26 protein-coding genes are annotated in these 21,065 nt (G+C 68.0%); 20 read left to right on the top strand and 6 right to left on the bottom strand.

Going from position 1 to position 21,065, the window contains the following annotated elements:
- Window positions 1-10: 10 nt before the first annotated feature.
- Complete coding sequence (locus NOCYR_RS03835) at window positions 11-1,036, top strand: alpha/beta hydrolase (RefSeq protein WP_048832756.1); 1,026 nt, start codon at window positions 11-13, stop codon at window positions 1,034-1,036.
- 66 nt (window positions 1,037-1,102) lie between these two features.
- On the opposite strand, the gene NOCYR_RS03840 is transcribed toward NOCYR_RS03835, so the two are convergent.
- Both NOCYR_RS03840 and NOCYR_RS03845 read right to left on the bottom strand, forming a co-directional pair.
- A complete protein-coding gene (locus NOCYR_RS03840) occupies window positions 1,103-2,167 on the bottom strand; it encodes an SDR family oxidoreductase (RefSeq protein WP_081505299.1) in 1,065 nt (354 codons plus the stop codon).
- 49 nt (window positions 2,168-2,216) lie between these two features.
- On the bottom strand, window positions 2,217-3,005 hold the full coding sequence (locus tag NOCYR_RS03845; RefSeq protein WP_014349043.1) for an enoyl-CoA hydratase: 789 nt from the start codon (window positions 3,003-3,005) through the stop codon (window positions 2,217-2,219).
- Window positions 3,006-3,135: 130 nt separating this feature from the next.
- On the opposite strand from NOCYR_RS03845, the gene NOCYR_RS03850 reads away from it, so the two are divergent.
- Window positions 3,136-4,350, top strand: coding sequence for a TetR/AcrR family transcriptional regulator (locus tag NOCYR_RS03850; RefSeq protein WP_014349044.1), 1,215 nt, complete (start codon window positions 3,136-3,138; stop codon window positions 4,348-4,350).
- A 12-nt stretch (window positions 4,351-4,362) separates the two neighbouring features.
- On the opposite strand, the gene NOCYR_RS03855 is transcribed toward NOCYR_RS03850, so the two are convergent.
- Window positions 4,363-5,883, bottom strand: coding sequence for an aldehyde dehydrogenase family protein (locus NOCYR_RS03855; RefSeq protein WP_081505300.1), 1,521 nt, complete (start codon window positions 5,881-5,883; stop codon window positions 4,363-4,365).
- 272 nt (window positions 5,884-6,155) lie between these two features.
- Here NOCYR_RS03855 and NOCYR_RS03860 point away from each other — a divergent pair, with 272 nt between their 5' ends.
- From NOCYR_RS03860 to NOCYR_RS03870, 3 genes are read left to right on the top strand one after another with little or no spacing between them, the layout of a single operon-like run.
- Window positions 6,156-7,139, top strand: coding sequence for a daunorubicin/doxorubicin resistance ABC transporter ATP-binding protein DrrA (locus NOCYR_RS03860; RefSeq protein WP_014349046.1), 984 nt, complete (start codon window positions 6,156-6,158; stop codon window positions 7,137-7,139).
- Window positions 7,136-7,951: an ABC transporter permease gene (locus tag NOCYR_RS03865; protein WP_014349047.1), complete on the top strand. Its 816-nt coding sequence runs from the start codon at window positions 7,136-7,138 to the stop codon at window positions 7,949-7,951. Before NOCYR_RS03860 ends, NOCYR_RS03865 begins: the two co-directional genes overlap by 4 nt.
- A complete protein-coding gene (locus tag NOCYR_RS03870) occupies window positions 7,948-8,820 on the top strand; it encodes an ABC transporter permease (RefSeq protein WP_014349048.1) in 873 nt (290 codons plus the stop codon). Before NOCYR_RS03865 ends, NOCYR_RS03870 begins: the two co-directional genes overlap by 4 nt.
- Before the next feature lies 1 nt (window position 8,821).
- On the opposite strand, the gene NOCYR_RS03875 is transcribed toward NOCYR_RS03870, so the two are convergent.
- On the bottom strand, window positions 8,822-10,018 hold the full coding sequence (locus NOCYR_RS03875; RefSeq protein WP_014349049.1) for a lycopene cyclase family protein: 1,197 nt from the start codon (window positions 10,016-10,018) through the stop codon (window positions 8,822-8,824).
- Between the two features lie 241 nt (window positions 10,019-10,259).
- On the opposite strand from NOCYR_RS03875, the gene NOCYR_RS03880 reads away from it, so the two are divergent.
- Together NOCYR_RS03880 and NOCYR_RS03885 are read left to right on the top strand one after the other, a co-directional pair.
- Window positions 10,260-11,270, top strand: coding sequence for an alpha/beta hydrolase (locus NOCYR_RS03880; protein ID WP_014349050.1), 1,011 nt, complete (start codon window positions 10,260-10,262; stop codon window positions 11,268-11,270).
- 1 nt (window position 11,271) lies between these two features.
- On the top strand, window positions 11,272-12,225 hold the full coding sequence (locus tag NOCYR_RS03885; protein ID WP_148280519.1) for a lipase family alpha/beta hydrolase: 954 nt from the start codon (window positions 11,272-11,274) through the stop codon (window positions 12,223-12,225).
- 23 nt (window positions 12,226-12,248) lie between these two features.
- Here NOCYR_RS03885 and NOCYR_RS03890 read toward each other — a convergent pair whose 3' ends face one another.
- Window positions 12,249-12,725, bottom strand: a complete 477-nt coding sequence (locus tag NOCYR_RS03890) for a hotdog fold domain-containing protein (RefSeq protein ID WP_014349052.1) — start codon at window positions 12,723-12,725, stop codon at window positions 12,249-12,251.
- A gap of 463 nt (window positions 12,726-13,188) precedes the next feature.
- Here NOCYR_RS03890 and rpsJ point away from each other — a divergent pair, with 463 nt between their 5' ends.
- From rpsJ to NOCYR_RS03955, 13 genes are all read left to right on the top strand, one after another.
- Entirely contained in the window at window positions 13,189-13,494 is a 306-nt protein-coding gene (gene rpsJ / locus NOCYR_RS03895) for a 30S ribosomal protein S10 (RefSeq protein ID WP_003938093.1), read from the top strand.
- Window positions 13,495-13,508: 14 nt separating this feature from the next.
- Window positions 13,509-14,174 carry a 50S ribosomal protein L3 gene (gene rplC, locus NOCYR_RS03900; protein WP_014349053.1) on the top strand — a complete coding sequence of 222 codons (666 nt, stop codon included), beginning with the start codon at window positions 13,509-13,511 and terminating at the stop codon, window positions 14,172-14,174.
- On the top strand, window positions 14,171-14,851 hold the full coding sequence (rplD, locus tag NOCYR_RS03905) for a 50S ribosomal protein L4 (protein ID WP_014349054.1): 681 nt from the start codon (window positions 14,171-14,173) through the stop codon (window positions 14,849-14,851). The genes rplC and rplD overlap by 4 nt, the downstream gene beginning before the upstream one ends.
- Window positions 14,848-15,153, top strand: coding sequence for a 50S ribosomal protein L23 (gene rplW, locus NOCYR_RS03910; protein ID WP_011207266.1), 306 nt, complete (start codon window positions 14,848-14,850; stop codon window positions 15,151-15,153). Before rplD ends, rplW begins: the two co-directional genes overlap by 4 nt.
- Before the next feature lie 33 nt (window positions 15,154-15,186).
- On the top strand, window positions 15,187-16,023 hold the full coding sequence (rplB, locus tag NOCYR_RS03915) for a 50S ribosomal protein L2 (RefSeq protein WP_014349055.1): 837 nt from the start codon (window positions 15,187-15,189) through the stop codon (window positions 16,021-16,023).
- A gap of 15 nt (window positions 16,024-16,038) precedes the next feature.
- Window positions 16,039-16,320, top strand: coding sequence for a 30S ribosomal protein S19 (gene rpsS, locus NOCYR_RS03920; RefSeq protein WP_014349056.1), 282 nt, complete (start codon window positions 16,039-16,041; stop codon window positions 16,318-16,320).
- A complete protein-coding gene (gene rplV / locus NOCYR_RS03925; RefSeq protein WP_014349057.1) occupies window positions 16,317-16,715 on the top strand; it encodes a 50S ribosomal protein L22 in 399 nt (132 codons plus the stop codon). Before rpsS ends, rplV begins: the two co-directional genes overlap by 4 nt.
- Window positions 16,716-17,513, top strand: coding sequence for a 30S ribosomal protein S3 (gene rpsC / locus NOCYR_RS03930; RefSeq protein ID WP_014349058.1), 798 nt, complete (start codon window positions 16,716-16,718; stop codon window positions 17,511-17,513).
- 3 nt (window positions 17,514-17,516) lie between these two features.
- Complete coding sequence (gene rplP, locus NOCYR_RS03935; protein ID WP_014349059.1) at window positions 17,517-17,933, top strand: 50S ribosomal protein L16; 417 nt, start codon at window positions 17,517-17,519, stop codon at window positions 17,931-17,933.
- On the top strand, window positions 17,933-18,172 hold the full coding sequence (gene rpmC / locus NOCYR_RS03940; RefSeq protein ID WP_014349060.1) for a 50S ribosomal protein L29: 240 nt from the start codon (window positions 17,933-17,935) through the stop codon (window positions 18,170-18,172). Before rplP ends, rpmC begins: the two co-directional genes overlap by 1 nt.
- The gene (gene rpsQ, locus NOCYR_RS03945; protein WP_014349061.1) at window positions 18,169-18,441 is read left to right on the top strand and encodes a 30S ribosomal protein S17; all 273 of its coding nucleotides are present in this window, start codon (window positions 18,169-18,171) and stop codon (window positions 18,439-18,441) included. Before rpmC ends, rpsQ begins: the two co-directional genes overlap by 4 nt.
- A 154-nt stretch (window positions 18,442-18,595) precedes the next feature.
- Window positions 18,596-19,192 (top strand): hypothetical protein, encoded by a 597-nt coding sequence (locus tag NOCYR_RS03950; RefSeq protein ID WP_228781134.1) that lies wholly within the window; start codon window positions 18,596-18,598, stop codon window positions 19,190-19,192.
- 94 nt (window positions 19,193-19,286) lie between these two features.
- Entirely contained in the window at window positions 19,287-20,276 is a 990-nt protein-coding gene (locus NOCYR_RS03955; RefSeq protein ID WP_014349063.1) for an LLM class F420-dependent oxidoreductase, read from the top strand.
- On the opposite strand, the gene NOCYR_RS03960 is transcribed toward NOCYR_RS03955, so the two are convergent.
- A complete protein-coding gene (locus tag NOCYR_RS03960) occupies window positions 20,273-21,019 on the bottom strand; it encodes a CPBP family intramembrane glutamic endopeptidase (protein WP_014349064.1) in 747 nt (248 codons plus the stop codon). The two genes, NOCYR_RS03955 and NOCYR_RS03960, sit on opposite strands and share 4 nt — an antisense overlap.
- Window positions 21,020-21,065 lie beyond the last annotated feature (46 nt).

Below are 21,065 nucleotides of genomic sequence, written 5' to 3' on the forward strand. Positions count from 1 at the left end.
TGCCGCGGCGATGATCGCGGCAACGGCAGTTCTCGCGGGAGTCATGTCCGGTATCGGCGCATCCCCGGCGGCAGCGGCTGACCCGATCATCGACAACCGGAGTCTGCTGGCCGACCCCACCGCGCCCGACGGTTCCCGCATCGTCAAGGCCGAGTACAAGGACGACCGCAACATCCGGTTGCACGTGCACTCCGCCGCGATGGACGAGAACGTCATCATCGACGTGCAGCGCCCGGCCGACGCCTCGGTGCCCCGCCCCACCCTGTACCTGCTCAACGGTGCCGGCGGCGGCGAGGACGACGCCTCATGGCAGGTGAAGACCGACGCCCTCGACTTCCTGTCGGACAAGAACGTCAACGTGGTGCAGCCGATCGGCGGCAAGTGGAGCTACTACACCGACTGGATCGCCGACGACCCGGTGCTGGGCCGCAACAAGTGGAAGACCTTCTTCACCGAGGAGCTGCCCCCGCTGATCGACGGCGCGCTGGGCACCAACGGCACCAACGCCATCGCGGGCCTGTCCACCTCGGGCACCACCGTGCTGGCCCTGCCGATCGCCAAGCCCGGCCTGTACAAGGCCGCCGCCGCCTACAGCGGTTGCGCCCAGACCAGTGACCCGGTGGGCTCGGAGTTCGTGAAGCTGACCGTCGAGACCTGGGGCGGCGGCGACACCATGAACATGTGGGGCCCGCAGGGCTCGGAGGAATGGGTCAAGAACGATCCGTACGTCAACGCCGAGGGTCTGCGCGGCCTGGATCTCTACATCTCCACCGGCAACGGCCTGCCCGGCATGTACGACACCCTCAACGGCCCCTACGCGCTGCCCGGCGCCTATGGCCTGGCCAACCAGATCGTCATCGGTGGCGTCATCGAGGCGGGCACCAACTTCTGCACCCACAACCTGAAGAACAAGCTCGACTCGCTCGGCATCCCGGCCACCTACAACTTCCGCGATTCCGGCACCCACTCGTGGGGCTACTGGCGCGACGAGTTCCAGCGCTCCTGGCCGGTGCTGGCCAAGGGCCTCGGGATCTGATTCCCGCACCCACACGGCAGTAGACGGCCGCCCCGGTTCGCCGGGGCGGCCGTCGCCGTTTCCGGGCTACACCCAGTTCTCGATCCAGTACCGCCACAGCACCGGCGCGTAGGACTCCAGCGGCGGCACCGCGATCCCACTGCCCGCCAGCGCGGCGGTGGTGTGCCTGCAGTCGAACCAGCAGCTGAACTCGCTGTGCTCGAGGATGTCGAGCGGCACCCCGACCCGGGGGAGTGCCCGTTGGGCGCCGGGCAGCCGCAGCATCATGTCCAGGGTGCGTTTGGGCATGATCTCCACCAGATGCGGTGCGCCCGCTTCGTCGGCGAACAGATTCAGCGCCGCCACCGCACCGCGCCTGCGCGGATCCACCAGATGAAAGGTCTGCCCGGCCGGACCGGGTAGATGCGCGAGCCGGGCCAGTGCCTGCGCGGCGAAATCCACCGGAACCATATTGGTTTCGCCCAGTTTCGGCACCAGCACCGGCAGCAGCCGCGGCAGTTGCGCGGCCATCCGCAACAGCCGGAAGAAGTAGTACGGACCGTCGACGCGGTCGTTGACGCCGGTCACCGAATGCCCGACGACGATGGAGGGCCGGTAGATCCGCCAGTTCAGTCCCGATTCGCGCACGATCCGCTCGGCCTCGACGGCGGCCCGCTGGGCCGGTGTGGTCACGGTCTGCCCGACATCGAACATGTCCTCGGCGAACAGGCCCTCGAAGCGTCCGGCGACCTCGACCGTCGACAGATGGTGCAGATGCTGCGCCCGCAGATCGGCCGCCAGCTCGACCACATTGCGGGTGCCGTTGGCCCGCCCCAGCTCTTCCAGCGGCCGCTGCTGCGCGTCCCGGTAGCGCTGCTCGTCATAGCCGGCGGCCAGATGGAACACATGGTCGATGCGGCCGCGGTGTTCGGCCAGCCACATCGGGTCCAGGCCCAGCCCCGGCGCGCCGAGATCGCCCGGCACCGGGCGCACCCGGTCACCGGCCGACCACTCTCTGGCGCAATAGTCGAAGCGTGCGGCCGAATTCGGCCCCGGCCGCACGACCACATGAATGTCATCCGCGTGTTTGAGGAGTTCGGGGATGAGGAACCGACCGATGAACCCAGTTGCCCCGGTAACCAGGTAAGTCATAGCCGGTCAACATAGTCCCCGGTATCGGGGCTGCGGCGACCGGTGTGCGTCAGTCGGCGAAAACGGCCTTGCGCTTGGTGAGCATGGCCGCGGCGCCCTCCCGGAAATCAGCCGAACCCAGCAGCTCCACCTGACCGGTCTTCTCCGCCTCGAGCACCTCGTCCAGAGCGCGCAGCGTGGCGAGGTTGAGTGCCTTTTTGGTGAGCTCGAGCGCGCGACGCGGGCCGTGCGCGATCTTGTCCACGGCCGCGTCCACGGCGGCGTCGAGTTCGTCGACCGGCAGCGCGGTGAGCAGCCCGGCCTGCTGGGCCGCCGGGGCGGGCAGGCGCTTGCCGAGCAGCGCCATCTCGGTGGCGAGCGGGCGTCCGGCCGCGGCGGCCACCAGCGCCGCCGCGCCGCCGTCGGGCATCAGGCCGATGTTGATGAAGGCGAGCAGGAGATAGGAATCGTCGGCCGCGTAGACCAGGTCGGCGGCCAGCGCGATACCCACGCCGACACCCGCCGCCGCCCCGCGAATACGCGCGATGACGGGGACCGGTGCGTTCACGATCGCGCGCACCAGGCGGTTGGCCGCGTCCATCGTCATCTCGGGGGTGATGCCGTTGGTGTCGGCGGCCAGGTCGGCACCGGTGCAGAAGTCGGCGCCGTCGCCGGTCAGCAGGACCACCCGCACCGACGGATCATCGGCCAGCGCCAGGAAAGTGTCGCCGAGGGCGACCATGGTCTGGTACGAGAGGGCGTTCTTGCGGCCCGGGTTGCTGATGGTGACCCGGAGGATCCGGCCGTCCCGGACGGCGCTGAATCCGGCGGTCGGGGATGATGAACCGTCGCTGACCATTTCCGCTCCCTGTGCTGCGATTCGGCGGACACCGGCCGTGAATCGTGGTTAACTTTGCGAATTGTGGTTAACTTAGGATGATTCGTCCGGCGCTGTCAACCGGTGGCGCCGCCGCAGAACGGAGAGCAACATGGTCGCCGATCGCAGCGAGGTCGACCTCGTGCGCACGCGGCCGGCGGGCGGTCGAACCGTGCGTCGCAGGCCCAAGGATCGCAAGGTCCAGATCATCCGGGCGGCGGCTCGCGCGTTCAGCGAACGCGGGTACTACCCGGTCGGGGTGGACGAGATCGCCGCCGAGGTCGGCATCTCCGGTCCCGCGCTGTACCGCCATTTCGCCAACAAGTACGCCTTGCTGGTCGCCGCCGCCGAGGAGGGGGCCCGCCAGCTGCTCGACGTCGCCACCGCCGCCGACGATCCCGGGCTCGACCCCGCCGAGCGCCTGGACACGCTGATCCGCGCCGTCGCCGACCACACCATCGACATCCGGCGCGAGGCCGGGCTGTACCGCTGGGAGCGGCGTTATCTGGAGAAGGACGACCGCACCCGGATCAAGAAGCTCTACGACGGCCTCAACGCCACCTTCGCCGCACCGATCGCGCACCTGCGCCCGGACGCCTCGCCCGAGGACGTCGCGTTGCTCGCGGCCGGCGTGCTGAGCACCATCGGCAGCATCTCCGCCCACCGCACCGCGCTGTCCACCGCCCGGCTGCTGCCGCTGCTGCAGGCCATGTCCACCGCGATCGTGCGCGCCGAGCTGCCGCCCGCGCCGAGTTCGGCCGATCCGGCGCCGCAGCCGCGCGGGCTTCCGGTCACCTCGAAACGCGAACAGCTGCTCACCGAGGCCATCCGCATCTTCGGCAGGCAGGGCTATCACGAGGCCAGCATCGAGGAGATCGGCTCGGCCGTCGGCATCAATGCCTCGAGCGTCTACCGCTACTTCAGCAGCAAATCCGATCTGCTCGCCGCCGCCTTCCACCGCACCGGCGACCGCCTCGCCATCGCCATCAGCGAGGCGCTGGCCGAGGCCACCAGCCGCGCCGACGCCGTGGACCGCATCGCCGACCGCTACGCCCGGCTCAGTTTCGCGATGCCGGAGATCATGCCGGTCTACTACGCCGAATTCAGCAACCTGCCGCAGGCCGAGCAGCACAAGTTGCGCGCCATCCAGCGGCAGAACGTGCTCGAATGGGCCAATTTGCTCGACGGCGACCCGATCGAGGCCCGGTTCCGGGTGCACGCGGCGATCGGGCAGGTGATCGATGTGGGCAGGCTGGTGCGGTTCGATGCCCGGCCGGAGCACATTTCCCGGGTGCACGCGCTGATGATGGCGGTGCTGCTCGGCTGACCCGGCCCCGCCTCAGCGTCCGTGCCGCAGCCGGAAGATCGTGCGTGCGATCCGCAACTGCCGCGAATTGCGTTCGAAGGTGGTGAGTTTCAGCGGTGCGCGGTACTTGGTGCGGGCGATGGCCAGGGTGCGGGTGAATTCCAGCAGTCCCAGTTCGCCATGGCTGTGGCCCTGCCCGTATTCGCCGACTCCGCCGAACGGCAGCGCTGGGATCCCGGTGCACGCGGTCGCCGAATTCACCGTCACCACGCCGACCCGCAGGCGTTCGGCGAACGCTTCGACGCTGGCGACGTCGCGGGTGAACACCGATACCGACAGCCCGCTGCCCACGGCGTTCACCCGCCGCACCGCCTCGTCCATATCGGCGACCTTGTTCACCACCAGCACCGGCCCGATGGCCTCACCGCTGACGACCAGGCTTTCCTCCGGCACCTCGGCCAGCACGATCGGTTCGACGTACGGTTCGCGGATCGAGTCGAGCCCGCCGACCACCGCGCGTCCGCCGCGGGCCAGCGCGTCGCGCACCTGCCTGCGGACCACATCGGTCTGTTCTTCGAGGATCATCGGCCCGTAGGAGGCGTTCCTGGCCGCGCCGGGCCGCAGCCGCCGCGCGTGCTCGATCACCAGATCGAGGAACGGTTCGTACACCGATTCGGCCACGTAGGCGCGCTGGACACCCGCCGCGTTCTGGCCGGCATTGGCCATGGCGCCGAACACCGCGGCCTCGGCAGCCTCGTCGAGCTTGGCATCGACCTGCACCACCATGGCGCCCTTGCCGCTGTACTCCACCACCACCGGCGTCAGCGTTTGCGCGCACAGCTCGATCACCTTGCGGCCCTCGGCTTCCGGGCCCGCGTAGGCGATCTTGTCCACCCCGGCCCGGCACAGCGCGGCGGTGGTGGTGGCGTCGCCGGTGACCGCTTGCAGTACCGGCTGATCGGGCGCGAGTTCCGCCCAGGTCTGGGCCAGCCACACCCCGACGCCGGTGGTCAGCTCGTGCGGTTTGAACACCACCGCATTGCCCGCGGCCATCGCGTAGGCGATCGAACCCATCGGCGTGAACACCGGGTTGTGCCAGGCGCCGATCACGCCGATCACGCCGAGCGGCAGGAACCCCACCGAGGCGCGCTGATTGCGGGTGAGCCAGGTGGAATCGATGACCTTGCGGCCGAGCGTGCGACCGGCATTGCGGGCGGCCCAGTCGAGGTTCTCGATGGCCAGCAGGACTTCGATGGCGGCATCGGCCTCGGGCTTGCCGGTTTCTTCCCGGACGATATCGATCAGTTCGCCGGAGCGGCGGGCGATGCTGCGTTTCCAGTCCAGCAGCCATCGCTTGCGGGCACCGAAACTCAGGTGCGCCCACCACTTTTCGGCTGCACGGGCCGCGCGAACGGCACGTTTCAGCTCGCTGGAATCCTGGACGGCGTAAGTGCCGACCGTCTCCCCGGTGCGTGGGTCGTAGGACGTAAGCACGCTCGGTCGGCCCGATCCTCCCGAACGCGCCGCCACATGTGGCTGCGCGGACTCGGCCATGGCTCCAAGACTATGGGCGCGCCGACCGGCCGACAAGGTACGGCCGCTGCCATCTTGCTGCCGAATACCCGCCGTACCTGCGCCTATTCGAGACCCGGCGGATAGTGTGAGTAAGCGCACAACCGGACGGTCCGCAGCACCGGTGCGCCCGGACCGCCCCGGATCCGAAACCCGGGCCGGTAACATCGCGCCCGGCGGTACGGATCACCATGCGGGACGTCGCTGCGTGCGCTCCGGCGACCCACCCCTGCCCGGCCGATAGTGGAGAGTTGATGCCGAGTTCGAATCATGTCGAGGCGCCCGCGAGCGAACCCGCCGTCCAGGTCACGGACGTGCGGAAGTCGTTCGGTGAGGTGCACGCGCTGCAAGGCATCAGCTTCACCGCCAAGAAGGCGAGCGTGCTGGGTGTGCTCGGCCCGAACGGGGCCGGCAAAACCACTACCGTCAAGATCCTGTCCACGCTGCTGCGCCCGGATTCGGGCACCGCGATCGTCGCCGGTCACGATGTGCAGAAGGATCCGGCGGGCGTGCGGCGTTCGATCATGATGACCGGCCAGTACGCCGCGCTGGACGAGAACCTGTCCGGCCGGGAGAACCTGGAGCTGTTCGGCCGGCTGATGGGCCTGAGCAAATCCGCCGCCCGCCAACGCGCCGACACCCTGCTCGAGGAATTCGACCTGGTCAGCGCCGGTCGCCGAGCGGTGCGCAACTACTCCGGCGGTATGCGCAGGCGCGTCGACATCGCCTGCGGCCTGGTGGTGCGCCCCGAGGTGGTGTTCCTCGACGAGCCGACCACCGGACTGGATCCGCGCAGCCGCCAGGGCGTGTGGGATCTGGTCAACGCGCTCAAGGCGCAGGGCATCACCGTGCTGCTGACCACGCAGTACCTCGAAGAGGCCGACGTGCTCAGCGACAACATCATCGTCATCGATAAGGGCACCGTCATCGCCGAGGGCACCGCCGACGAACTCAAGGAGAAGACCGGCGGCAGCTACTGCGAGGTCGTCCCGCTGGATCCGTCCGATCTGGCCAAGGCCGCCACCGCGCTCGGTGATCTGGTGCCGGCCGCGGTATCGGCCGAGCTGAACGGCGCCGACCGGCTGTCCATCCCCGCGCCGGAGGGCGCCGCCACCCTGGCCGAGGCGTTGCGCCGGCTGGATTCTGCCGGGGTCGACCTGGCCGATATCGCGCTGCGGCGGCCCTCGCTCGACGATGTGTTCCTCTCCATCACCGGCCATTCGGGCGGTCACGCGTGAGTGTTGCCACCACCGAGGCAGGCGGCACCCAGCTGTTCGCCGAACTGCCCGTCGCCAAGCTGTCCTCCTTCGCCCAGTGGCGCGCGCTGACCGGCCGCATCATCTGGACGATGGCCACCAAGGGTGAGTTGATCGTCGCGATCATCACCCCGCTGGTGTTCACCCTCGGCTTCTATCTGCCGCTGCGGTACGTGATGAAGTTCCAGGGCATCGACTACGCCCAGTTCGTCATGCCGATCATCGTGTTGCAGACGATGGCGTTCACCATGATGTCGAATGCCCAGCTGTCCGCGTTCGAGGCGCTGACCGGGCTCAGTACCCGTTTGCAGACCATGCCGATCGGCACGCTGGTGCCGCTGTCGGCGCGGATCTCCGCCGGTGTGGTGCGGTCGGTGTGCTCGCTGACCGCGGCGCTGATCTACGGCCACATCATCGGATTCCGGTTCGAGGCGGGCTGGGGCCAGGCGATCTTGTTCTGTGTGTTCTCGCTGGCCATCAGCATCGTGCTGTCGCTGGGCGCCGATGCCCTCGGCAGCCTGACCAAGAGCCCGGAATCGCTGAGCCAGGCGCTGACCCTGCCCACCCTGATTTTCGGCATGCTCTCCTGCGGTTTCGTGCCGGAGTCCGGGTTTCCCGAGTGGATCCGGCCGTTCGTGCGCAATCAGCCGATCTCGCAGCTGTCGTTCGCGCTGCGCGATATGGCCGCCGACGGGGTGACCTGGCAGGTGCTGTGGGTGCCGCTGGTGTGGTTGATCGGCGCGGGCGTGGTCTTCGCGCCGCTGGCGGTGTGGGCGAGCGTGAGGCGGTCATGAGTTCAGTGCAGACATCCGCGGACGTCGAGATGACCGACGCGCCGGAGACCGGGTGGAACACCCCGCTGCCGACCGTGCACGCGCGTTCGGAGAGCTCGCTCGCCAACTGGTGGACCCACAGCCTGATCCAGACCAAACGGCTGCTGCTGGTGTGGGCCCGCGATCCCGCGACCACCATCCAGACCATCCTGTACCCGGCGCTGACGCTGCTGATGTTCTGGATCGTGCTGGGCGATTCGATCACCGCGGCTACCGGCAAACCGAGCGTCTACGGCACCGTCCCGATGATCACCCTGGTCGCCGCGATGGCCGGCGCGGTGGTCAGCGCGCTCGGCTTCAAAACCGAGAAGGCCACCGGGCTGCTCGGCCGGTTCTGGACCATGCCGGTGCACCGGGCCGCGGGCCTGACCGGGCGTTTGTTCGCCGAGGCGATCCGGGTGCTGGTCACCACGCTGTTCGTGATCGCGGTGGGTTTCTGCATCGGGTTCCGGTTCGATCAGGGCCCGGTGGCGGCACTGGCGTTGATCGGCATCCCGGTGCTGTTCGGCGTCGGGTTCGCGGTGTTCGTGACCGCACTGGCGACCCTCACCGAGGGCGTCATGCTGGTCAACGTCATCGGCATCATCAACACCCTGCTGATGTTCTTCAACTCCGGTTTCGTCCCCGTCTACGCCTACCCGGTGTGGTTGCAGGACGTGGTGGCCAACCAGCCGATGAGCTGCGCCATCGACGCCATGCGCGGACTGTCCTACGGCGGGCCGGTGGCCGAGCCGATGATCAAGACACTGTTGTGGACAGTCGGCATCGTCATCGTGTTCGCCTACCCGGCCGTGCGCGGTTACCGGCGGGCGGCCGAAACCGGCGCCTGATTCAGCTGATCCGGCGGGGTTCGCGGGCGGGCGCGGGCTCGTACTCGTAGCCCACCCAGCGGTTGCGGTTGGTCCAGCCGACCAGGTCGTAGCGCCAGCGGAACGGCCAGGTGTGGGCGACGGTATTGACCAGCACGGCACCGAGCGCGGTGTAGTCGTCGTGCGCGGACAGCAGCGCCCGCTGGCCGCGTGGTGAGGCGGTGAAGAACGCCTCGAACATGGCGATGGACTGCTCGGTCGTCAGCCGGCCCAGCCCCCACAGCCCGCGCATCCGCATCCAATAGACCAGCCGCGCCCGCGGCGACCACAGCGCGGCCACCGGATCACGGCCCTGCTGGATCGCATCGATCGCGGTATCGACCAGCGCCAGCGAATCGGCAACACTGTAACCGGTACACGGATGCATCATGCCGCCGCGGGAACCGAATGGGATCACCCGGCCGGTGCCCTTCTTCGGCGGCGGCTGGTCCAGCGGATAGTGCGCGGCCTCGGTCGGTTCGCTGCCGGTGAGCCGGATGCCGTGGGCGGCGAGCCGGTTCAGGGTGCGCTTGCGCAATTCGTGCTGAGGCATGCCGCCGCGCAGTCCGAGGCTGGTCTCCTCGAAGATCACCGTGCCGTCGCCGAGCGGGACCGAGTACAGGAACGACGGCGGTTCGGCATTGCTCGCGCCATTCTCCGGCCGCCAGTCCAGCAGCAGACCCTCACCGTCGGCCACCATCGGGGCGGCGGTCTCGGCGTCGACGAAGATGCCGTGCGCGCTGGCCGTGCGCCGGGAGCCGGGGGAGGGCAGGCCGCGGGTATCGACGACGGCGTCGGCCGCGATCACCGTGCCGTCGGCCAGCTCCACCACATGCGGTTCCACCCGCGCCGCACGTCCGGCCCGCACCGTGGCCGGGTCCAGCGGCAGCGCGTCCCGCAGCCCCGGCTTGGACAGCACGCAATACGGGCGGAGGATGCGGTGCTCGCTCCTGGCCCAGACGGTGGGCGCCTCGATCCGGCTCGCGATGGCGCTCTGCGGTAACCAGTCGGGCAGTTCGTCCACCCAGCAGGAGAAGGTGGGCGGCCACAGCCGGTCCGGCCGGGGATCGACCGCGGCGACGGACAAGCCGGCGGCCTGCGCGCGGTGTGCCAGGGCCCGGCCGGCCGGGCCGAGCCCGACGACGCAGACGTCGACCTTGTGAACCGCGCTGACTGCCATAGAGGCATTCAAACCGTTCCCGACACGCCGACGCAACCATCCGGCAGGTGTGCCGCGATATATCGGCCCGCAAAGCGCTGCTGTTACAGCGAAATTCGAATAGGTCCGAATTCCGCCGCCGCAGTGCGCAGGGCTGCCCCCATTTCTGGTGTCCCCGCAATTCCAGTCGTGAAAGTTGTTGTGCCGCAACATAGCGTTGCTTTCGGAGCATCGAGGTGTTCCACTGTGCAGAAGGGACATCATGAGAGGCCGATTCCTCCGCCAGCTCGGGCTGGTGGCCGCCGCGGTCACCGCGGCCGCGATCCTTCCCGTCTCGGCGTACGCCGAGACGACGGATTCCCGCGCGGCATCGTCGATTGTCGCGGTATCCGAGCGCGACGCCCGCAATGTCACCCTCACGGTGCATTCGGCGGCGATGGATCTCGACATTCCGGTCGAGGTGATGAAGGCCGCCGATACCGGCGTGCCGCGGCCGGTGCTGTATCTGCTGCTCGGCGCGGGCGGCGGGGTGGACGGCTCCAATTGGGGGACCAAGACCGATGTGCTGGAGTTCCTCGCCGACAAGAACGTGCACGCGGTCTCGCCGATCGGCGGCATGTTCAGCTACTACGCCGACTGGCAAAAAGACGACCCGCGGCTGGGCAAGCAGAAGTGGAAGACCTTCCTCACCAGCGAACTGCCGCCGCTGATCGACGAATACCTGGGCACCAGCGGCCGCAACGGCATCGCCGGATTCTCCATGTCGGGCACCAGCAGCCTCGCCCTGGCGGCCACCACCGGCGATCTGTACGACGCCGCGGCCGCCTACAGCGGCTGCGCCCAGATCAGCGATCCGGCCGGCCAGGAGTTCGTGCGGCTGACCATCGAGGAGTGGGGCCTGGCCGAGAAGGACAACATGTACGGCCCGCCCAGCGATCCGGCTTGGGCTGCCAACGACCCCTACGTCCAGGCGGAGGGCCTGCGCGGAAAAGCGCTCTACATTTCCAGCGGCAGCGGCCTGCCCGGTATGTACGACCAATACGGCGGTAAGTATTCGCTGGAAGGCCCATGGCTTTTCGCGAATCAAATCGTGCTCGGCGGAATCATCGAGGCCGCGACGAATTACTGCTCGCACAATATGCAGGACCGGCTCAACGATCTCGGAATTCCGGCGACCTACAACTTCCGGCCCGACGGCACCCATTCCTGGGGCTACTGGCAGGACGCGCTGAAGGATTCCTGGCCGACGCTGGCTCCGGCGCTGGGGATATGACATGCGCAACGCGATACCGGCCCCCGGACATCTGGTCCGCGGGGTAGCGAGATTCGTCGTCGTAGTGATCACCGTCGCATTCGCGGCGATCCTGCTCGCGCCGTCCGGGACGGCGCAGGTGCTGCTGCCGCCGTTGCCCGGCGCGAACGATTCCGGCTGTGTGCTCGCACCCGGCCGGGAGCCGGTGGTGCTGGTGCACGGCTCCGGCACCGACATCACCCGCAGCTTCGGTGTGCTGGCTCCGGCCTTGCGCGCGGAAGGGCACTGCGTGTTCGCGGCCAATCTGGGTCAGGGGCCCGCCCTGGTCGACGCGGTCAGCGGGCACGCGGGCTCCTCGGTCGGTGTCGGCCCGGTCGGTGCGGCGCTGTCGGGCCGCCCGGTCTGGGGTGTGGCCTCGATCGAGACCATGGCCGACGAACTCGCCGGCGTGGTGCGCACCGTGCGCGACCGCACCGGCGCCCCGCGTGTGGCCCTGGTCGGTCATTCCACCGGCGGCAACGTCATCCGGCAGTACCTGCGCGAACGCGGTGGCAACGAGGTCGCGACCGTCGTCACCCTCGGCACGCCGTACCGGGGCACCACCTGGGACGGGTTGCGTGAGATGTATCCCGATCTGGCCGCGCTCGGGCTGACCGACGCGCAGATCGCCACCCAGGTCTTCGGCACTCCGGGTGCGCAGCAGGCGGCCGGCTCACCCCTGCTGCACCGGCTCAGTGCCGGCGGCGAGACGCTGCCCGGCATCCGCTACACCGCGATCGCCTCCCGCGCGGACACCGTGATCACGCCCACCGACACCGCGCTGCTCGCCCAGCCCGGCGCCGACGACCGCAATATCTGGTTGCAGGACGGCTGCCCTGCGGACCGGGCCGATCACAGCGCCATGCTCGCCGACGCCCGCGCTATCACCGCCGTCCTCATCGCACTCGACGGCCGCGACCGCCCGCTGCCCTGCTGAGTGGCGGACCGCGGCCGCGGCGGCTACTTCGGCGTGACCCAGGTGGTGATGTCGGCGTGCACGACCTCGAGGCCGTGCTTGTCGTAGATCGACACCGGTACCACGATCTCGGTGCCCTCGACGATCGAGCCGAAGTCCGGGATCTCGGGCAGCTTCGCCACCGCGCGTAGCCCCGTCTCGGCCTTGGCCAGGTACTGCACGTTCATCGCCTTCGGGATCCAGCGGTGGGTGGCGGGCACGGTGGCCTCGCTGAGCATGCCCATCGCGACCTCGGCCAGATTGCACGCCGCGATGGCGTGGAAGGTGCCGAGATGATTGTGGATACCGAACCATTTGGGCGAGGTGACCTCGCACAGGCCGGGCTCCAGCCGCACGACATTGGGCAGCACGGTGCCGAAGTAGGGCACCCGCGCGACCATGCCGAGCGAGAACAGGGTGTGGCCCAGGCGGTTGTCCGGCAGCTTCTTCCAGCCGCGGTAGGTCGCGGTTTCTTTGGTCATGCGAGCTATCTTACTCCGCAGTAAGATAGCTCGGTAGAGCGCCACGACATCGCACGTCAGAGCCGTATTCGTGGGTGCAGGGACCCCGATTTGATCGGGCTGAGGGGTTCGGGCATACTGTTCGGGTTGCCTTGCACCGGCCCGTGCCCGTTTCGCTGAAACGGATGGTCGGGTGGGGCAGGCAGTACGAATCGTGTACCTCACCGTTTTCGGTGTGGGTACGTCCGGGACTATGTTCCGAGCCCGACATGGAGTGATTTCCGGGGCCGAGGAATGAGCGGACGGGCGACACGCCCGACCGCGTGGACCGGAGAACCATGACAGATGAACAGCGGCGAAGACTGGGTGCGTCCCGGTCGTGGTCTCCTCTGAGACGTCTTCGTGTGTTCGGACTGTGCCAATGAGGTGGTACGGAAGCCCAGCTTCCGGATCACGAACGAAAGCGGAGAAAAGGACACTTAGCGTGGCGGGACAGAAGATCCGCATCAGGCTCAAGGCCTATGACCACGAGGCGATCGACGCGTCTGCGCGCAAGATCGTCGAGACGGTGACCCGCACCGGGGCCCGGGTCGTCGGGCCGGTGCCGTTGCCGACCGAAAAGAACGTGTACTGCGTCATCCGTTCGCCGCACAAGTACAAGGACTCGCGCGAGCACTTCGAGATGCGTACGCACAAGCGGCTGATCGACATCCTCGACCCGACGCCGAAGACGGTCGACGCGCTCATGCGTATCGACCTGCCGGCCAGCGTCGACGTCAACATTCAGTGACGGGGACTCGAGACATGACTGATAACAAGAACAGGCCAGCGGCCGGCATCCTGGGCACCAAGCTCGGCATGACCCAGGTGTTCGACGAGAAGAACCGCGTCGTCCCGGTGACCGTCATCAAGGCCGGACCGAACGTCGTCACCCAGATCCGCACCGAAGAGCGCGACGGCTACAGCGCCGTGCAGCTCGCCTTCGGCGCGATCGACCCGCGCAAGGTGAACAAGCCGGTCTCCGGCCAGTTCGCCAAGGCCGGCGTCACCCCGCGTCGCCACATCGCGGAGATCCGCGTGGCCGACGCCTCCTCCTTCGAGGTCGGCCAGGAGCTTTCCGCCGACGTGTTCGAAGAGGGCACCTTCGTCGACGTCACCGGCACCAGCAAGGGCAAGGGCTTCGCCGGCACCATGAAGCGCCACGGCTTCCGTGGCCAGGGTGCCTCCCACGGTGCGCAGGCCGTGCACCGTCGCCCGGGTTCCATCGGTGGCTGCGCCACCCCCGGCCGCGTGTTCAAGGGCATGCGCATGTCGGGCCGCATGGGTAACGACCGCGTCACCACGCAGAACCTCTCGGTTCACAAGGTGGACGCCGAGAACGGCCTGCTGCTGATCAAGGGTGCGATCCCGGGTCGCAAGGGCGGCGTCGTGATCGTCAAGAGCGCCGTGAAGGGTGGTGCGCACGCATGAGCGCTGTGAGCACTGAGAAGAAGACCAACCTGACCCTGCCGGTCAAGGAACTGGGTGGCAAGACCAACGGCACCGTCGAACTCCCCGCGGAGATCTTCGACGCGACCGCCAACATCGCGCTGATGCACCAGGTCGTCGTCGCCCAGCTCGCGGCCGCGCGTCAGGGCACGCACTCCACCAAGACCCGCGGTGAAGTCCGCGGTGGTGGCAAGAAGCCGTACCGGCAGAAGGGCACCGGCCGCGCCCGTCAGGGCTCGACCCGCGCGCCGCAGTTCGCCGGTGGTGGCACCGTGCACGGCCCGAAGCCGCGTGACTACAGCCAGCGGACCCCGAAGAAGATGATCCGCGCCGCGCTGCGCGGAGCGCTGTCGGACCGCGCGCGCAACGAGCGGATCCACGTGATCAGCGAACTGGTCGCGGGCCAGACCCCGTCGACCAAGACCGCGAAGACCTTCCTGTCCGAGCTGTCGGACCGGAAGAAGTTCCTGGTCGTGCTCGGCCGTGAGGACATCGCGGCCTGGAAGAGCGTGCAGAACCTCGAGTTCGTGCACCCGATCGCGCCGGATCAGCTCAACACCTACGACGTGCTGGAAAGCGACGAAGTCGTGTTCAGCGTCGAGGCCCTCAACGCCTTCGTGCACGGGCCGGCTGAGGCGGCACAGGAGGAGAGCAAGTGACCACCATCGCCGACCCCCGCGACATCCTGCTTGCGCCGGTCATCTCGGAGAAGTCCTACGGGCTGATCGAGGAAGGTACCTACACCTTCCTGGTGCACCCGGACTCGAACAAGACGCAGATCAAGATCGCCGTCGAGAAGGTCTTCGGCGTCAAGGTCACCAGCGTCAACACCGCCAACCGTCAGGGCAAGCGCAAGCGGACCCGCTTCGGTTACGGCAAGCGCAAGAACACCAAGCGCGCGCTCGTGACCATCTCGGCCGACAGCAAGCCCATCGAGATCTTCGGAGGCCCGGTCGCGTAAGCGCCTGGGAATCCAGAAAGCAGAGAAGAACTCATGGCAATCCGTAAGTACAAGCCGACAACCCCGGGCCGCCGCGGGTCGTCTGTCTCGGACTTCGCCGAGATCACCCGGTCGACCCCCGAGAAGTCGCTGATCCGTCCGCTCACCAAGAGCGGTGGTCGTAACGCCCACGGTCGCATCACCACCCGGCATCGCGGTGGCGGTCACAAGCGGGCCTACCGCGTGATCGACTTCCGTCGCCTGGACAAGGACGGCATCCCGGCCAAGGTCGCGCACATCGAGTACGACCCCAACCGGACCGCGAACATCGCGCTGCTGCACTACCGCGACGGCGAGAAGCGCTACATCATCGCCCCCAAGGGCGTGACGCAGGGCACCCCGATCGAGTCCGGCCCCACCGCCGACATCAAGCCGGGTAACAACCTGCCGCTGCGCAACATCCCCACCGGTACCACCATCCACGCGGTGGAGCTGCGTCCCGGCGGCGGTGCCAAGCTGGCCCGTTCGGCCGGTATGAGCATCCAGCTGCTGGGTAAGGAAGGCCCCTACGCCACGCTGCGTATGCCCTCCGGTGAGATCCGCCGCGTCGACGTGCGCTGCCGCGCCACCGTCGGCGAGGTCGGCAACGCCGAGCAGTCGAACATCAACTGGGGCAAGGCCGGCCGCATGCGCTGGAAGGGACGCCGTCCCACCGTCCGTGGTGTCGTCATGAACCCGGTCGACCACCCGCACGGTGGTGGTGAGGGCAAGACCTCCGGTGGTCGCCACCCGGTCTCGCCGTGGGGTCAGCCGGAAGGCCGCACCCGCAAGCCCAACCGTCCGAGCGACAAGCTCATCGTCCGCCGCCGTAAGACCGGCAAGAAGCGCTGAAGGAGGAGGTAAGAAATGCCACGCAGCCTCAAGAAGGGCCCGTTCGTCGACGACCACCTCCAAGCGAAGGTGGACGTGCAGAACGACAAGGGCACCAAGCAGGTCATCAAGACCTGGTCGCGTCGTTCGACCATCACCCCGGATTTCATCGGTCACACCTTCGCCGTCCACGACGGCCGCAAGCACGTGCCGGTGTTCGTCTCGGAGAACATGGTCGGGCACAAGCTCGGTGAGTTCGCGCCGACCAGGACGTTCAAGAGCCACGTCAAGGAAGACCGGAAGAGCAAGCGGCGATGACGACTGAGACTCAGAACCCCACTGCCCGGGCGACCGCCAAGCACGTGCGCGTCACCCCGATGAAGGCTCGTCGCGTCGTGGACCTGGTCCGCGGCAAGCGGGTCGAAGACGCTCTGGCGATCCTGAAGTTCGCGCCGCAGGCCGCGAGCGAGCCGGTCGCCAAGGTCGTGGCGAGTGCCGCGGCGAACGCCGAGAACAACCTCGGCCTCAACCCCGACACGCTGGTCATCTCGACGGCCTACGTCGACGAGGGCGCCACCATGAAGCGTTTCCAGCCGCGGGCCCAGGGCCGCGCGTTCCGGATCCGCAAGCGCACCAGCCACATCACCATCGAGGTCGAGAGCGTGCCCACTGCCGGCGCCACTCGTAGCCGCCGGAAGGGAGGGGCAAAGTAAATGGGACAGAAGATCAACCCCCATGGCTTCCGCCTCGGTATCACCACCGATTGGAAGTCCCGTTGGTACGCCGACAAGCAGTACGCGGACTACGTCAAGGAAGACGTCGCCATCCGCAAGCTGCTGTCCACCGGCATGGAGCGGGCGGGCATCTCGAAGGTGGAGATCGAGCGCACCCGTGACCGGGTTCGCGTCGACATCCACACCGCGCGGCCGGGCATCGTCATCGGCCGCCGCGGCGCCGAGGCCGACCGCATCCGCGCCGAGCTGGAGAAGCTCACCGGCAAGCAGGTTCAGCTGAACATCCTCGAGGTCAAGAACCCCGAGTCCGATGCCCAGCTGGTTGCCCAGGGTGTGGCCGAGCAGCTGTCCAACCGTGTGGCGTTCCGTCGCGCGATGCGTAAGGCCATCCAGTCGGCCATGCGTTCGCCGAACGTCAAGGGCATCCGTGTGCAGTGCTCGGGCCGCCTCGGTGGCGCCGAGATGTCGCGCTCGGAGTTCTACCGCGAGGGTCGGGTGCCGCTGCACACGCTGCGTGCCGACATCGACTACGGCCTCTACGAGGCCAAGACCACCTTCGGTCGTATCGGTGTGAAGGTCTGGATCTACAAGGGCGACATCGTCGGTGGCAAGCGTGAGCTGGCCGCCCCGAGCGCTCCGGCCGGCGATCGCCCGCGCCGCGAGCGTCCGAGCCGTCCGCGTCGTTCCGGTTCCGCTGGCACCACTGCGACCAGCACCGAGGCCGGCCGCGCCGCCACCGCCGTGGCGGAGGCACCGGCAGAGACACAGGAGGGCTGACGCATGCTGATGCCTCGCAAGGTCAAGCACCGCAAGCAGCATCACCCGAGCCGGTCCGGTATGGCCAAGGGCGGCACCTCGGTGGCGTTCGGTGAGTTCGGCATCCAGGCTCTCGAGCCTGCCTACGTCACCAACCGGCAGATCGAGTCGGCGCGTATCGCGATGACCCGCCACATCAAGCGTGGCGGCAAGATCTGGATCAACATCTACCCGGATCGCCCGCTGACCAAGAAGCCGGCCGAAACCCGCATGGGTTCCGGTAAGGGTTCGCCGGAGTGGTGGGTCGCGAACGTCAAGCCCGGCCGCGTGATGTTCGAAATGTCTTACCCCAACGAGGAGATTGCTCGTGAGGCCCTGCGCCGCGCGATGCACAAGCTCCCCATGAAGTGCAGGATCGTGACCAGGGAGGAGCAGTTCTGATGGCTACCGGAACACCGGCCGCAGAGCTCCGTGAGCTCACCGAAGACGAGCTCGTCGCCCGCCTGCGTGAGTCGAAGGAAGAGCTGTTCAACCTGCGCTTCCAGATGGCGACGGGACAGTTGGACAACAACCGTCGTCTGCGTGTGGTGCGTCACGAGATCGCGCGTATCTACACGGTCATGCGTGAGCGTGAGCTCGGTCTGGCCACCGGACCCGCTGGTAAGGGAGATGCGGCATGAGCGACAAAGTGGAAGTCCAGCGCAACAGCCGCAAGGTTCGCACCGGCTACGTTGTCTCGGACAAGATGAACAAGACGATCGTCGTCGAGCTGGAAGACCGTACGCGGCACCCGCTCTACGGCAAGATCATTCGCACCACCTCCAAGGTGAAGGCGCATGACGAGAACGAGATCGCCGGCATCGGCGACCGCGTTCAGCTGATGGAGACCCGTCCGCTGTCGGCCACCAAGCGCTGGCGTCTGGTCGAGGTCCTGGAGAAGGCCAAGTAAGCCTTTCTCCTCGGCTCGAAAGTCACCAAGGCCCGCTTCCTTTCCGGAAGCGGGCCTTCGGCTTTTCCCGGCACGAATGTGATGAAGCCGAAACATGATTCGCCCGCGACCGGTTTGGCGTGTCGCGGGTATCGGGGGCTAACGTGGACGGGCTATGAGGGATGCTGCGACGACGACATCGGGAGCCTGGCGGATCGACGACGGCACGGGGGTGATGTTCCGGGACGCAACCGTGGCGTGGGCTCTGGCCGCGCACGAGGTGCTCGCCGAAACCGCCACCGGCTATGGGCATTTCGTGACGGTCAAGGAGTTGGCCGAGCGGGTGCAGACCATGGCGGGGGTGCGCACCGACGCACCGACGCGCACCTGGATCGACGCGATCCTGCGTAAGGTCGCGCGCCGCTGCCACAACGCCGGCGAGCCCCCGCTGACCGCCCTGTGCGTCAAGCAGAACCTCAAGGTCAGCGACAGCTACAAGTACGTCCTCGAACTCGCCGACCTCCCCATCCCCGCCGACATCGAATCGCACGCCGCCTACGCCCGCTGGGCCTGCTACGCGGCCTACGGCGCCGACGTCCCCGCCGACGGCGGCGTCCCCCCACTCATCCCGCGCGGCGGCTCCCCCCGCCGCAGCGGCAGCAGCACCCCCACCCGCACCACCGCCGCCAAGTCCGACCCGGACACCCGCGCGGTGGTCTGCTCCAGCTGCTTCATCCAGCTCCCCGCCACAGGCATCTGCGAGCACTGCTGAACCTGCCGGCCTCGGGCAGGATGGAACGCGGTCGCCACCGGCGGCCGCGTCCGCGTTTCGCGCGTGCGTCACCACGACACGGATGGGTGTGATCATGCGATTCGGAATGTTCGTTCCGCAGGGCTGGCGGCTGGATCTCGTGGGGATCGAACCGCGCCGCCAGTGGCCGCTCATCCGGGAATTCGCCCGGCGCGCCGACGCGGGCACGGAGTGGGAATCGCTGTGGGTGTACGACCATTTCCACACCGTGCCCGTGCCCACCGAGGAGGCCACTCACGAGGCGTGGTCGCTGGTCTCGGCGCTCGGCGCGGTGACCGACCGGATCCGGCTCGGTCAGATGTGCACCGCGATGAGCTACCGCAATCCGGCCTATCTGGCCAAGGTGGCCGCGACCGCCGACGTGATTTCGGGTGGCCGGATCGAGATGGGGATCGGCGGCGGCTGGTACGAGCACGAATGGCGGGCATACGGATACGGGTTTCCGTCGGCCGGGGAGCGGCTGGGACGGTTGCGGGAGGGTGTGCAGATCTTCCGCCAGGCGTGGACCCAGGGCCGCGCCACCTTGGACGGCAAGTATTACCAGGTCGATGATGCCATCGTCGCCCCGCGACCGCTCCAGGAGGGCGGCATCCCGATCTGGATCGCGGGCGGCGGTGAGAAGGTCACCCTCGCGATCGCCGCGCGATACGCCGACTACACCAACTTCGACGGGACACCCGAAGGCTTCGCGCACAAATCCGAGGTGCTGCGCAAGCATTGCGCCGAGGCGGGAACCGATTTCGAGGCCATCACCCGGACCGCCGACTTCAACATCGCCATCGGCCGCACCGAAGCCGAGGTGCAGCAGCGATTGGACAAGCTGCGCGATCATCTGGCCGAGTTCGCTCCGCCCGAGCAGGTGGAGGCCTCGATGAGCGCATTCGTCGGCATGCCCGGGGTCGGCACGGTCGACCAGGTGATCGCGAACCTGTCCGAGCTGCGCGATCTCGGCATGGAGTACGCGATCTGCTACTTCCCCGAAGCCGCGTTCGACCTGTCCGGGATCGAATTGTTCGAGCGCGAGGTGATACCGGCGCTGCGCTAGGCGATCGTGGTCTGCCAGACGATGGCCGCGGCCAGGGCGCCGGCGCCGTTGACCGACCAGTGCAGGGCGATGGGGGCGAGCAGGCTGCCGCTGCGGTGGCGTAGCCAGGTGAAGACCACGCCGGCGACCGCGGTCGCGGCTACCGCGAGGGCGATGCCGGCGATCTGGCCGGCCAGGCCGCCGCCGACTATCTCGGACAGGCCACGGTTGCCCGAGGTCAGGCCGAGCGATGAGGCGATATGCCAGAGGCCGAACAGCAGCGATCCGGCCGCGAACACCCCGCGCGCGCCGTAGACGCGGCCGAGGGTGCCGTGCAGGACGCCGCGGAAGGCCAGTTCCTCGGGGATCACGGTCTGCAGCGGAATGATGATCATCGACGCGATCAGCGCACCGGAGATGGTGGCGTAGCGGTCGGCCATGAAGAACGGGCGGGTGATCGGTAGCGCCGCACCGATGGCGACCACGGTCAGTACCACGCCGACCGCGGCGAGTGCGTAGAGCGCGCCGGTCTTCCAGTGTCGTCGCGACAACCCCAGCTCGGACCAGCCGAGGCCACGCCGGCGCATCATGGTCAGCAGCACGAGCGCCGCCACCGGAACGGTGACGATATTGGCCCAGGCGGTGGTGAAATGCGCGATCAGATTGGTACCCGCCAGCACCGCGACCACGACGGCTACATCGAGGTAAGCGTGGATCTTGTGGCGGCGGACCGGTGCCGCGGGATCGAGGTCGGTGGAGAGCATCGCCGATAGTGTACGGAGCGTTCCTGAGCGCTGCCTGGGACGGAGA

Origin of the sequence: Nocardia cyriacigeorgica GUH-2 (genome assembly GCF_000284035.1) — a bacterium.
GTDB lineage: Bacteria > Actinomycetota > Actinomycetes > Mycobacteriales > Mycobacteriaceae > Nocardia > Nocardia cyriacigeorgica_B.